Annotated in this window: 7 protein-coding genes; 2 read left to right on the top strand and 5 right to left on the bottom strand. The window is 61.4% G+C overall.

Going from position 1 to position 13,519, the window contains the following annotated elements:
• Positions 1-170: 170 nt before the first annotated feature.
• On the bottom strand, positions 171-1,445 hold the full coding sequence (locus L8H00_RS08730; RefSeq protein ID WP_242096906.1) for a PD-(D/E)XK nuclease family protein: 1,275 nt from the start codon (positions 1,443-1,445) through the stop codon (positions 171-173).
• A 326-nt stretch (positions 1,446-1,771) separates the two neighbouring features.
• On the opposite strand from L8H00_RS08730, the gene L8H00_RS08725 reads away from it, so the two are divergent.
• Both L8H00_RS08725 and L8H00_RS08720 read left to right on the top strand, forming a co-directional pair.
• A complete protein-coding gene (locus L8H00_RS08725) occupies positions 1,772-2,893 on the top strand; it encodes a hypothetical protein (RefSeq protein WP_242096905.1) in 1,122 nt (373 codons plus the stop codon).
• Between the two features lie 746 nt (positions 2,894-3,639).
• A complete protein-coding gene (locus tag L8H00_RS08720) occupies positions 3,640-3,933 on the top strand; it encodes a DUF736 domain-containing protein (protein ID WP_242096904.1) in 294 nt (97 codons plus the stop codon).
• A 60-nt stretch (positions 3,934-3,993) separates the two neighbouring features.
• On the opposite strand, the gene vsr is transcribed toward L8H00_RS08720, so the two are convergent.
• From vsr to L8H00_RS08700, 4 genes are read right to left on the bottom strand one after another with little or no spacing between them, the layout of a single operon-like run.
• Entirely contained in the window at positions 3,994-4,425 is a 432-nt protein-coding gene (vsr, locus tag L8H00_RS08715; RefSeq protein ID WP_277924334.1) for a DNA mismatch endonuclease Vsr, read from the bottom strand.
• 5 nt (positions 4,426-4,430) lie between these two features.
• Positions 4,431-9,902 (bottom strand): hypothetical protein, encoded by a 5,472-nt coding sequence (locus tag L8H00_RS08710; RefSeq protein WP_242096903.1) that lies wholly within the window; start codon positions 9,900-9,902, stop codon positions 4,431-4,433.
• Positions 9,899-11,410 carry a hypothetical protein gene (locus L8H00_RS08705; RefSeq protein ID WP_242096902.1) on the bottom strand — a complete coding sequence of 504 codons (1,512 nt, stop codon included), beginning with the start codon at positions 11,408-11,410 and terminating at the stop codon, positions 9,899-9,901. Before L8H00_RS08705 ends, L8H00_RS08710 begins: the two co-directional genes overlap by 4 nt.
• Positions 11,407-13,518 carry a hypothetical protein gene (locus L8H00_RS08700; RefSeq protein ID WP_242096901.1) on the bottom strand — a complete coding sequence of 704 codons (2,112 nt, stop codon included), beginning with the start codon at positions 13,516-13,518 and terminating at the stop codon, positions 11,407-11,409. The genes L8H00_RS08705 and L8H00_RS08700 overlap by 4 nt, the downstream gene beginning before the upstream one ends.
• Between the last annotated feature and the right edge of the window lies 1 nt (position 13,519).

Raw genomic sequence — 13,519 nt, 5'->3', positions numbered from 1 at the left:
GAACGTGATAGCGCCCCTCGGTCCCCTCGTCGCCAAGCGCGAGCAGCAGGCAATCTCGGTCACGAGGCGCGCCACTTTGAACGCTACCGAGCGGTCTACGTCGTCGTCGCCAATGACAGGTAGGCGATGACCGCTTGCTGGACACAGTGATGATCGCGGCGGGCCCATTTTCACTCGGCGAGGACGCGCTCCTTAACCGTCACGAGCAGCTTCTCGCGCCTGAGCGTCCGCTCGACCTCCTCGACGTAGCCGAAGAGCATGCGCGCGACCGACCCGTCGCTCAGGCCTAGCCAGAACTCCCGTCCCGTAGCCTTCGGCATCGCAAAGAACTTGTCGTTGGGCCCGACCTGCTTCCAAACCGGCCAGGCTACCGTCCCGGTCTTCACGCCGATGAGTTCCTGCATGACCCTCTTCGTTCCCCGGGGCAGCGGTCGGTCGTCCATGCTGTTCACGCCGTAGAACAGCACCCGGTGCCCGGACTTGTCGAACTGGATTCCGAACCCGACGGCGGCGTTGGGCGTCAGGCCGATGACTACGCCGCTGTTGTTTGATAACCCGATGTCCGACCGTCGGACCCGCCATCCCCGCCTTCCACGGACGAGTTCCTCCACCTCCGTCACGAGCGTCGCGAGCAGCCTCTCCTTGATAGAGGCCTCAGCCTCCAGAAGCGCCAAACCAGCCTCCAGCCGGTCCCGCGAGGACAGCACCGCGTCCCCGATCTCCTCCACCTCGCCTAGGTCCGTCACTCCCGAGAACTCCTTCAGTACGTGACTCTTGATGCCGGCCAGCATCGCCGACACGGTCGGAGCGACGCATCGCGGAGCGCAGGCGTCCATCCAGTCGGCGATCGCCGCGTAGCCGCGCACGCGGAGCGTCCCGGCGGCTACCGCCGCTCCGAACTCGTCCGCGCCGACGCTCTCGTCCGAGGGCGCGCTTCCCGTGCCGGAGAGGTAGACGAGACAGTGCGCGTCGAGACGCCGCGATGAGAGGTCGGCGAGGTAGCGGCGGACCTGCTCTGGTTGATCGGTCGCCGTCGGCTTGTTCTCGATCGCGAGCATGCGGCCCTTAAGCCGCACGAGCACGTCGAGGTAGCCGATCTTCGTGATCGCGATCGTCGGCGCCTCGAGGATCACCCACGCGTCGTCGAGGTCGCGGCGCCATTCATCGTCAAGCTCGAGCCAGCGCGTGAACTCCTCGAGGAAGGCGGACCCCTGCTCGTGCGACCCACGCGGGTTGAGGAGCCATGCCAAAATTCGAGACAATCCCCTTTCCCGTGTGTCGAGGAATTCGAGCGGCGTGAAGTTCGGCGCGGTCCTGCTTGCGCTTTCGACACGCCTGCGCCGGTTAACCGTCTGGATGTCGGATATCTCACCGAGGAGAGCGATGGGCCCCATCGGCGCGAGCTTACGCTTGATATCGGCTACCGCAAGCTCCGCGACGCGCAATGATGCCGAGCCAAGAAGAGAAGGCTCCGTCTATCAGCGCACGTCAACAGGCTGCGCACCAACGTAGCCCCACCCTCCGCGTGTCGACCCCGAAACGGCCATCTAGCGCTTTCCCAGCGCTCCGCGACTCCGGACGCTCGGTCAGGATGTAAATGCCGGCTTGGTCGGACACGGTTGCGACGGCACGCGCCCACTGTATGGTCGCCACCGCGCAGTAAGTTCTGGAGCTATTCGGGCGCCAACCGATGCGCGCGGTGTTCTGATGGCTTTAAAAGCGAGGCCGCCCCAAAAGCGATCGAACATCAGCACGAATTGGAATCGCAACAATGAAATTTGAGGCTTTTAAGGAGTTCCGTCGCGATCTCACTCGTTTGCGCGTGCTCTACGAAGCCTCGACGCAAGCCTACGAGACGCTGCATCAAACCGGAAAAGCGATCATGCAGCAGCCGGGCCACCCGGCAAGTGTCGTATTCAAGGTGGGAGCGAAGACAATCAAGCGACCATGGAAGAGCGTCACCTTCCACGCGCGCGATATCTATCCGAAGACATTGCGCTCAGTCATCTTAGTGCAGGCGATATCGATCTACGAAGTTTTTATCGTCGCGATCGTTGCGGAAATGGCGACACGAAGTAAGGACTGGCTCAAAGACGACAAACGCTTGGAGATGTCGCATGCCGAACTGCTAACGATTGTCTGGAACCAAGGTATTGAGGCCTACATTCTAGACAAACTTATGAACGGGCTTACGCGTGGAAGCCTGTCTGACAAGCTTAAGTTTTATAAAACTAAGTTCAACGTAGAATTAGCGGCATCAGATACGGCCTACCAGGATCTTGAGGAGGTTCATGATCGCCGGAACCTCTACGTTCATCGGATGGGGTATCCCGACGCATTCTATATTCGGAAGTACCCCGGCAGCACCGCGCGCGAAGATCAGAAAATTCCCGTTGACGACGATTACCTCGAACAGACATTCGCAATTTTAGAGAGTTCGGCGCGCCACATTGTCCAGAAGCTGGAAGCCCTTTATCCGCAAGTGATTGCTCCCACCTACACCATCGGATCAGCGCCGCTGACTGTGTCAGCCCAGCAACTGCACATCGTAACGGTCCGCTGCCTTTCGAATGCGGCGCTCGCGATCATGCGCAACGAAGCGCGCATGTTGGTCGGCGCTGTCGCTCTGTCTGATACCCTTGTGTGGCTCGCCGTCGTTGGCCTCCGTGTTACCTATGTCCTCGCGGGGACCGGTGAGACCGTAAAGCCGTTCTTTAAGCAGATCGCGTCCGATGAGAAGGCTAATCAGATCAGGGTAGAGCAGTCTTTCAGGATTAACCGTCGCAATATTAGATCCAGCGCGCCAAGCAATCATTCGATCAACCCGCTAACGGAGGGAGAGGAGACGAGCAGCACTACTCCCGACGGATCTGACCGGAGCGGTTTGGACTGACCCTTCAGTCATGCTTAGCCGAATTACCGACCCACTTCCGTACATCCGGCGCACCTTATCGGCTACCCAACTTCTGTCGTTCGTTCATGATGTATCTAAGGCTGCCATGCAAGGAGACTCGTTCGAATGATTTCTCCAGATGAAAATGCTTTAGGCATGTACAACCGGATTAATGCGTTTGGCAGGAATGCGGCACTGAAGCTTTCCATGGCGCCTGTGGCTTCAGCCTAATCAGTAGCCCTCCCCTGCTGAACCCACGCCTGATGATTATTGGCGCAAACCCCGGCTTCGGCGCGAGCGACTACTCGGGTCCTACGATGACGTGATGGCGCTGCAGCGCCCTACGACCCGGCCAAGGTGACCGTTCGAAGACCGTGTTCCCAACTTGCGGCCGCTCCTGATGATTCTTTGAACGCTCCCGCTGCTTTTCGCCGTGGAAGCATGCAGAACCGCGATGATCGGGATCGCGAATTGATCCAATTTCTGTCTGCCATTGCCACTCACCGCCCCGCACAGCCTCTGTCTGGCTTGATCTAACCGGGAGGCGGCTGCGCCTCTATCGCCTAGCTGCAACGACAAGCGGGACCTTTTTTCCGCCGCCTGCGGCTTTGCACCGCGAAGCAAAAAAGCCCCCTCCTGCCGTCCTCCGCGTTGCTTCGGCCGCAAGCGGTGCATCACCGATCGCCCCCGGCACGTGATCGCCATCGAGGCCGCGACGGGCGCGGATCGAAGCAAGGAGATCAGACATGGCTACCATCGGCAACTTCACGGCGACCGACGGCGGGTTCACCGGCACGCTCGCAACGCTCACCATCAAGACGGAGGTTAAGATCGTCCGCGTCCAGAAGGACAGCGAGAGGGCTCCGGATGCCAGGGTATACGCGGGCACCACCGAGCTCGGCGCCGCTTGGTCGAAGGTTTCACGCGAGGATCGATCCTACATGGCGGTAAAGCTCGATGATCCAATCTTCCCCGCCCCGATCTACGCCAACCTTGTCGAAGGCGACGATGGCAGCTTCAATCTCATCTGGTCACGATGAGATGTTCGACCGGTCAGGGTAACTCGGCGGGTAGCCATACTTCGGCTATTCGTCCCAATCCTAGCCGCTTGATGCTGACCGGACCTCGTCGCTGATTATAGAGGCCGCCGCTCGAGCTTTCTCAACGGTCTTCAGGTCACATTCCCAGACGACTATAACGTTCCATCCATCGGCCTCGAGCTGGGCTCGCTTAATTGCGTCCCGTGCCGTGTTGCGATCGAACTTATCTACCCAGAATTCGGTGTTCGACTTGGGAGTGGTCGCGATGCTGCACCCCGCATGTCGGTGCCAAAAACAACCGTGTACGAAGATGGCCGTGCGATACTTAGGCAGGACAATATCCGGTTTCCCTGGAAGCCGGCGCCCATGCAGTCGGAAGCGAAATCCCAAGCGGTGGAGTGCCTTTCGCAAGGCGACTTCAGGTTTCGTGTTCGTCGATCGGATGCGCGACATGCGTTCCGATCGTTGTGCTGGCGTGAGGGTATCCACCATCTCGACTACTTTTCCGATCTCTCGCGGCGCGCCTCCAGCTCGAAGAACGGTAGGCCCCGGACCACCTCGCCCGGCACGTCAAATGACTTGTAGAGGCACTGGTGGACTTGGAGCGACTTGACCCGCTCCGCCATTTCCGCGGCACCGCCCGTAAGCCCAAGAGCTGAAAGCTCGGCGGGCGTGACGTTCGGGACTTTATGTACGAACCAGCTCAAGAGTGGTTCGCGGTAGTCGGTCGCATTGACCTTAAAGTGCCGTAGGTATTGAGACGCGAGGATTACCCCCGTCCCAAACTCGCGCCCCTGCAACAACAACTTGCGCAATACATCGAACTCGTAGCGCATAATATTATCAGCTTCGTCGACTAGCAGGTAAGAGTCGACCGCGCGCAATTGCGGATCGCTGCCGATGAACGGCTGCTTTTGCGTGCGCAGCATGTTTTCGTAGAACATGTTCAACATGACGGCGACGAGCATGTTCTTGCTGCGATCGTCCTGGCCCAAAGCGTCAAGTGAGATTACCACGACACCATCGAGAAAGGTGTCAAACGATTGGGTTTCGCTGGTCTTCGAGGCGAAAACCTCCATGTCGACCAGATCGTCGATGATTGCCATCGGCGAGTCTGACTTGCCATCTAGAAGCTCGGCGTACGCCGAGTGGACATCATAAAGTGTGGGCTGCTGGTCTGGCAGGCAAGCTTCATAGGCGGCGCGCACCGCTTTCTTTAGCTTGTCGCGCTGGACGGGGCCGATCCCGGTATAGATCTTGTCGAGCACGTCCGCGAAGAAGCGAAATCGATCGAGCCACGGTGCGGCCGCATCGCTGATGGCGCTCGTGTCGAACAGGTTTAGCGGTAATCGATAGGGCTTAACGACACGCGCGCCGGTTGCCTTGACGAAATCTGGGCTGCTGTAATCTCGCTTGTAGTCAAAAATCAGGAATCGCGGTCGAATGCCACGATTTGCTTCGGAAGCGTCTGAAATCTGCATGATTAGCGACTTCAGTAGCTGTGTCTTACCCGTGCCGAGATCGCCAACGACGCCCATGTTTAGCTGGTTTAATCGAGTATCGGATATGTTCAGCTGCACTTCGCCGGGTCGGAAACTGTCTACCGTGGTACCGATGGACAGGATGATCCCGGTAGACCCAACGGTAGGGTCAATATCGGCCGGTCCTGGGGTATTCACCGAAGGTGGCACCTTTGGCGTGGCATCCGGCTCGTTGTCTTCAGTCCCTGCCACGAGTAACGACTCATCCGTTACGTCCTCAATTTCGAGATCGGCGTGCGGCTGCACGAGACCCGTCGTGAACGCTTCGTTTGCCGGGAAGAGATCCCATTGTCCGACCCGAGCTCGAACGCTGTCATAGAAGGCAAGCGGGTCCCCTGAGACGATCTGGCCAGCATCGCCGCTCCCGATTGTAAGGGTTTCGTCAAAGCCATCTTCGTCCCGGTCCCGCACGCCACTGCGGGGGCTGTCGTCCACGATGATGAGCCGGCCGCGCTGGTCGACTGACACGCAGGGTCGCGGATCTAGTATGGCGGACGCAATCCGCTCGTGAAGCGATGACCACTGAGCTTCGCGTCCTACCACATCAGGATGCTGGCTATAGACCCGCATGCCGAAGCCGATGATCGAGAGGAGCAGGTGCTGGAACCCGAGCGCCCACGCCACGGGCTGGTCGTCGTGTGGGAGCATGTTCGCAAGAAGACGTGAGAAGGTACGCGCTTGTTCGAGAGCGTCGTTGACCTCCGAAGGCGGGAATACCGTGCCGGGGCGGCATTTCACCTCGACGGGCGTGAGGTGGATCCGCACGCCTTCCGCACCGAGCTTCACGCCGACCACCAGAAGGTCAGGGCGGGAAAGGGAAGCATCCTTCCGATCCTTGCCAAGGGATTTGGCCAGGTCGGAAAAATACCCGCGGAACGGGTCGACCGGTACGATGACGCAGACCGTAACTTCATCGCCTGTACCGTCGATGACAGGGACGAGACTCTCGCCGATGTTCGAGAGGCGAAAACGATCTTGGAGCAGTCGAACGGCCACGAAGAGGCCGAGATCACCGGTGGCACCGGCATTGTCACCGGCCAAGCCCCGGATCGTGGGGATACCGCGCCGCGCGATCTCTAGCAGGACATCCTGGACTTGTTCGTGCTCGATCGCCGCACACCCCGGCAGGCGACTGAGCGCCTTTGACAACGCCTCGCGGTCCGCCTGCTTGACCCGCGACAAGAGGTAGTAGCCGTTGGTGTCGCCCGCCCGGTGCGAATAGGAGGGCATGTCGTAGTCCCAGAGGTATGCATCCTCCAGCCATCCACCCAGGAAGCAGGCAGGATCGATTGCCGAGGACGATACCGCGACGAAGTCGGTCCGGCGCGTCTCGAGCATGTCGCGGACGGCGTTCACGTTCGGTGCGAACCGCATACCAGTGCGTCGGTCGCCGAGGCTTTCCATCGTTCCGACGCAGGCCGCGACCTTGTCGGCCAGGACATCGCCAGAGGCCGACCCAGCCAGCGACTGGCGCGTCTCGCTGAGGAACGCTCCCGGGAGTTGGCGCCGGACCCTGTGGCGGAGCAGGCCGCCATGGCCAAGCGGCGACCGCCCAGCAACCGGCGCGGCGCTTGGCTCGGACATGTCGAGCTGCGCGATGATCCCTAGGTCCGGCCGGGCGGAGGCTGGCTGGCCCTCGAACCATCGAACGCTATTGCGGGTATCTTCGGACAAATTCGCGATCGTGGCATCGTCGGGCCGAGAGTCACCGTCACGGTGGTCGTAGATCTCGACGAGACGCGGGCCGGCAGCTTGACGCGGGGCGCGGGTATCTCCGTCGCGATATCGGTCCGCACACCAGTTGATGAGACCCTCGTTGCAGGCGTCCGTCGTGCCGCCGGCACTTGCTACCACGACGCCAATCGTGGGCTTGGCCGATAGGAGCCCGGACACGTCCTCCAAGGCGCGCCCCACCTGAGCCGCGCTGAAACCGACGGAGATGCCGCCAACCGATATGCCGAACCCGTCGCCAAACGGGGCGATCCTTGATCGGCTAGGAAGACGGCCGAGCCTCTCCCCGTTCCACAAAACCGACCAATAATCCGTTCCATTCTCTACAGCGAGAAAGTCGACCTTCTCGATTCCGCCTGGCGATCGAAGCGACAGCGTCAGGAGGTCCGGCACGCAATCTGGGTCAAGGACGCTCACCGCGGGGCACGGGTTTCCGCCCGCCTCGGCTTCAAGAAGCACCCTCTGGGCAACTGCATGCCAAGCGAGGCGTAGCGGATGAAGCGGGGACAGGATTATGGCGTCAGGGACGCGGGAAATCGTCCTGCGATCATCCTCCAGCGACGTGATGACGCCTACGTCGACCCAGCAGGCCACGTCCGGTTCGGCGGCTAGCCAAGCCTGGTACGCATCAAGGTACCGTTCGACGACGGCGCGGAATTCCTCGTCGGTAGCGAGCCACTTCCCCAACTCGGCAGATTCCATCAATCCGGTTTGGTCGCCGGTGCCGCGGATGCGCGCAGCCAATTTCTGCCTAGCTTCGACGAAGCCCGATGGCGGCTGAAACTCAGCGGCATCCGGACGCGGATCCTGGAGAAAGCGTCCATTTGAAAAAATTGGGCCGGTGCCTGTGCCCCATACAGGTTGGACCCAGGCATCGACGTAGTCGTCGGCGAGTACGATCGGAAGATAGGAACGCCCGGCAGAATCCTCGGACAGCATCCAATCCTGCAAGCTCGACGAGCGTGCGCTCCGGTTCAACTGGACGACCGGCTTGGCTTCGGATGGCTCGATCGCGCGTCGATTGGCCCGGATCAGTCGCTCGAACTCGCTCCGACAGCCCTGCTCGACAACATCCTCGACCACGAGGAAGACCCGGCAGGCTTCGTGCGACGTCGAGCCGTCGGTAACCGGCCGACTGAAGCCGATGTCGACCTGGTAATTTGTTTCGGCCTCGACCTCAATTTGGTGGAAGCCATCTCGCACTGGACGGACGACGAGTTGCTGGACTGCGTCGACGCGGTCTTGAGCGTCGTCTGCAGTGCCCTTGGCGGCGGCATCCAACACGATGCCCGGCGAGGTAAACACCAACAATTCATAGCGCCCGCCACCGGGCACGACGAGGCTCGTCTCGTACTCAGGGGCGCCCTTGACGCGCCGAGTTGGCTTACGGGGCGGGGTCAGCTTGCGAGCAAGCCGCGACGCAACAAAGATACCCGGCTGCCATGTTGCAAGTGAGACTACCTTGATCGCGCCGGGCTTGAAGCCATCGGCAGATGCCGCGTATCGAATCGGGGCCTTATGGCCGGGTGGTGACTCGTCGAGGAATACCGCTTCCTCGTCGCCAACTTTGACTTCCCCGAGCTTGTTGCCCTTGCCTCGCTCGATCGAGACCACGGTGCCCGAGGCATCCGGCCCAACCGTCTCGAACGTGAGGGCGACATTGCCCTCGACAAGGATCGGCATGCCCTTTCCAAGCGGGATGAGGGCATTCGAACAGCCCATGCGGATATCGCCTTGCGCGGTAGCATCCTCGGTGAGCAATTCGGACCACTTCTCAGTCGTCAGGACCCGCCACCAATCTGGTGCCACGGGCATGTCCAGCCCGCTACCAGGCGCGTAATAAGCGGCCGTCGCCCTTTCGAACGCAGTCGGGAGATCGCATGCCTCGCGCAGGTGGGCGAGAAACGCATCAAGGTGGCGGATGTCATCGACGGGAGCGTTTTCTTGTGCTCGACGGATGCCGGGACCGAAGCCGTCGGACATTGCGTCGGCAATCTTTTCCAAGACCGCCACCTGCTCGCGAGAAGATAGTAAGCCGTCGCGCATCGGTGGCATGCCGCACGCAAGGCTGACTTGCTGGCCTGAAGTGAAGCCGGGGAGCCCCGGCACCGCGGCGAAAAGCCGCGAGAGTACCTTCCAGGCAGCAGCACGCTGCGTCCGCTCTGGATCCATCTCGTCGGCTGCCGAAGCGGCCTTGCCGATCAGGGTACGTGCGTCGTCGCGCTGCTGCTGATCCTGGACGCCGGCCTGACCGACGCCAACGCGGACCAAATCCTGGATGAATTCGTCCGCCCACCAATCCTCGAACGGTACGTTCCCACCGTTGTTCGCGGCGGCAACGCCAAACTCGTCCGTAGTGGACGTTACGGAGCGCATGCTGTGCTGGCCGGGAGGAACTAGCGCCAGGAATGTTGGCTGGGAAGGCGAGTTGCGGAGGTTCAGCAGATGGGTATCGTCGCAACGCCCAGAAACGCCGACGGGCGGGTTCTCTTCGCCTGCTGGTAGGCTTGGCAGCTGGAGCAGTATGGGAACCCGAGGACCGACGTCAGTCGCCGTGGTCAAAAGCTCGAAGACTTCGCCAAGTATCTCCTTCTGTGGACCGTGGAAGATCAACCGCACCTCGCCTTCATCGCCGCCCGGCGATTGGGTGAGCTTGTCGCGGATCAGATCCGCGATGACAGATGCTAGGCGGTTCATGCAGGTTCTTCTTGGCGGGTGGGAAAGGGAGGCACGAGCAGCATGCCGCTTTCTGCGTCGGGGCTATCAAGCACCAAGCCGAGCATTCGAAGCTGATGACCCAGATCGTTCGTTGCTATGTCGCGATAGTCGACGATCGCCCCATATCCAGCGAGGTGCTGGGAAAGGCGCCGTACCGAACGCGGGCCGGTCGTCCCAGCCAACGAGCAGTGCACGAGCGCAAGCACGCTGACGGGTCCCAGCCCAACAACCCACGGGCTCGAATTGCTGGTGCCGCGCTTGCGAAGGGAGAAGCCCTGATCGTACCCACGCAGGACGGGATTCGCGGCTTGGCGCTGGCCAAGGACGTGGCGCGCGAACTCCATGATATTCGAGCCGATCCCCTTCTTGCATAGCAGCGTTCGCGTTTCGCGCTCGGAAACATCGGCGAGGACGTTGCGTACTCCGGTCGACTCCACCTTGCTGGCGTGTTCGCGAAGGCGGATGCAAACGTCCGCCACTCCTGCGGCCGAAGAAAGCGACGCGCCTTCCACGCCTGCGGCTTCCAGCGCCCATAGTGCTGCGTTGAGACCGAGCCTCGCCTGCAGGAAAGCCGAGGCACGATCCTTGATGCCCGGAAGCGCTCGATCACCGTACGAAAGGAACTGGAACGCCCTCGGGTACATCGTCGCGCGCGCAGCCGCCGCGTCGCTTGGTCCACTGCCGTCGAGAGCTGCCCTGATGCACTCCCACGACTTAGCGTGGACGTCGCAAAGCCAGGTGACGTGCGCCACGGCAGCGAGCCTGACGATCGCTTCGAGCAGGCTCGTCCACTGCCGGCGCGTCATCGTATTCTTGGCATCGATGATGGAGCCAAGGTCGCGCACAAATCGCCGCGCTGGGTAGTCGAGCCCCTCCCGGTCTTCTGGATCCAGCGTTGATTGTTCGTCCGGCTCGACGGCCCCCCAAGCCGGTTCCGGGGACCAGGCCTCGATCTCGGCTTGGAGGAAGCGGGCGAAGATGTCGTCGTTGTCGGCAACCGACAGGGCTTCGAACAAGGACCGCCAGGTCTCTGCTGCTGCCGTCGCGTCCGATGATCCGAGCCAGACCATCCGCCTGACCAATGCACCTGCAGGCCAGGAATTGCTGCTTAGGCGCGCCGATCCCGAAAATACGGCGGCCTGTGGTACAAGCGGCGTAACCTGCACGAACCGCTTGGAGGATTGGTTCGGAAGTTTTGGGCTCTCGAGCACGGAGTGGAGCAGCGTGTGGAAGGTGTCTGCATCCAGCGCGGCTGCTTCTGGCTTGCGCGACCTATCCCGGTACCACTGAACTTCCTTGTCGAGGTCCCTGCCCCGCTGCGGAACGGTGCGTTCGCTCGCGCCATCCAAGCCGGCATGACGGTACAAGGAGGACAGGATTACCTCCGAGCTGGCATATTCCGGCGCCGGTGACATGGCGAGCGCCGAGTCCTGGTAGGCGCGATGGGACGTGCGCCAAGGCTCTTCGCGGAATTTTGCGAGCGTCATCGGCTGCCCCCGTCCTTGCGAACAGCAAAGCCGGATCGCCTTTGCACGACAGATGTTCCGCTAGACCCGATGCGGATGCGCGCGCGGTCTAGAACCAGCTTGTCCCTGACGATGGGGCCAGACAGGCGTGCCCGGGTCGTGTCTAGCAACGCAAGCACAGCACGAGGGAGCGATGCGACCGACATGCCCTTTTCCAATTCCTTGACGGCCTTAAAGAGATCATATGTCAGGGCAATGGGCTGACCCGATCGACCGTCACCCACCTTCAGGAAGCAAATGGGAGACGCGGGCCTGCCTGCCTTTTCCGCATCGAGTGGTTGCACCGATCGGGAAGGTACGACGAGGGTTGCGCGCCGGATCATCGGCGGCAAGGGCTGGCCAAAGGTCGTTGTCAGCGAGATCTCGAAATCCTGGTTTCGGTTAAGGAGCAGCTCGACTTCCTGGGCGACATCGAACAAGTCGTCGCCAGCGGTGTCTTCCAAGACCCGCTGAAAATCGGAAAGTATCGGCGCGTCCAGAACTGCGGCAGCCCGGGTACCAAGCGCACGACGCGTAAGGCGGCACGCGAAATCCCGGATGAAACGCTGGACGTTCGTGGCAGATGCCGGCCGTCTTCGACGGACACCGCCGACCGAAAGCTCGGAGTCCAGCTTGGCCAGACGTTCAAGCAGGTCCACTTCGAGCCTGGAAAGCACGTGCAGTTTTCGAATGAAGTCGAGCCCTTCCAGCACGGATCGGCTGAACCTGACATCCAGCTCGCGAAGTGCGAAGCGCGTATTCCTAGTAGCCTGCACTTCGGTGTTCGGATCGGTAAGGGCTGGGTCGAGAAGTTCGGCAACACCTTCGAGGGCGCTGCTGATCATCGCGGGTAGGTATGCCGTCCGCCGCGATGACAGGAACCATTGAAGGCCCATTGCGGTGTTGTCGTCGTCGAGCTTGAGCTCCTTGATCTCGCGCAATAGTGCAGGACCAGCGTCGCGCTCCCAGCGGTGGAAGAGTGCATGTTGGTACTGTGCCGATACCAACTGGAAGATTGCCGTCGATTGCTCTTTGGCCGGCTTCCCACCCCGACGAGCGATCTCGTCAAGCCCGGCCAGCTTTCCAGCCCACTCGCATGGTTCGAGGCTCGCTTCGCGGGGGGAAACCCGATGACCCGCAAGCAAGTAGGATGCAAGCGAGAAAAGGTCGCGAAAGCTCCAGCGTTTTCCACTCGCGACCTCGAACCATCGAAGAATCTGCATGAGGGATGCTTCTTCGCGTTCGCGAGCAAGCCGCTCGCGGCTTCCACAGAACGGACAGGAGGCACCGCCTGCACACGATCCCGAAGCTGGCCACATCGATTCTTCCAAGGCGGTGCGCAGCAAGCTGCGTGCAGGCTCTTCCCCGCCAGCAACCGGAGATAGCAGCAGCGATTCAGCGTCCATGGGCCACACCGCAACGTCGGCAAACCCCGCGAGCGGCCAGCACGAGGGGGCGTCGGGTGCGAGGCTGACAGCGCGAGTTACTGCCTCCAGCAGACGTCGTGGACCCTCCCTTTCGTGATCGATCGCGTCGATGAGGGCATCGTCCAGCACGCCACGGTTCACGCAGCACAGGTACGCCTCATCCTGACCCGCCGCCTGCACCGCGTCGAGCTCATCCAGCAGGAGCTGAGCAGCTTGCTTTCCCGTTGCGCCAACTACGGCCGACGCGTCTTGGACGATCGACAGGCCGAGGCCGCGCGACCCCAGCCCCAGCTCCCGCGTATCGACCCTGACAAGGCGCGGGACGGCGGTCCCTTCTGGCGGAAAGAAGGATTTCCTGAGTTCTTCGGCGAGCTTGCCGTTGGCGGCAAGCGCAGCGTCGAGCCAACCTACCGTAGACTCGATCGCCTCGGTCTTGCCGTTCCCAGGTCCGCCAACAAGCAACAATATGCGCGGGACACTGCCAGGCGACGTGGCGATCGATCCGGCCCATGCTTCCAGCCGGTGCAATAAGTTCGTTTCAAAGACTGCCTTGCCTGGCCGGCCGCTCTCGGCATCAAACAGGCGCCGCACTCCACCGGAGCGGTTGCCCGCCCAGTTAACGAGCTCCGCCGGGAACGGCGTTACGATGACTTCCCCCGTCATT

The sequence above is a fragment of the Sphingomonas sp. CROZ-RG-20F-R02-07 genome (assembly GCF_022662335.1).
Lineage (GTDB): Bacteria > Pseudomonadota > Alphaproteobacteria > Sphingomonadales > Sphingomonadaceae > Sphingomonas.
The sequence above is the reverse complement of the archived record's forward strand: the minus strand, read 5'-3'. Positions and strand labels throughout refer to the sequence as shown.

Bases quoted from the DNA above. Each gene is read 5' to 3' on its own strand.
- L8H00_RS08725 (WP_242096905.1), top strand. From the start codon at position 1,772: ATGAAATTTGAGGCTTTTAAGGAGTTCCGTCGCGATCTCACTCGTTTG.
- L8H00_RS08720 (WP_242096904.1), top strand. From the start codon at position 3,640: ATGGCTACCATCGGCAACTTCACGGCGACCGACGGCGGGTTCACCGGC.
- vsr (WP_277924334.1), bottom strand. From the start codon at position 4,425: ATGGTGGATACCCTCACGCCAGCACAACGATCGGAACGCATGTCGCGC.
- L8H00_RS08710 (WP_242096903.1), bottom strand. From the start codon at position 9,902: ATGAACCGCCTAGCATCTGTCATCGCGGATCTGATCCGCGACAAGCTC.
- L8H00_RS08705 (WP_242096902.1), bottom strand. From the start codon at position 11,410: ATGACGCTCGCAAAATTCCGCGAAGAGCCTTGGCGCACGTCCCATCGC.
- L8H00_RS08700 (WP_242096901.1), bottom strand. From the start codon at position 13,518: ATGACGGGGGAAGTCATCGTAACGCCGTTCCCGGCGGAGCTCGTTAAC.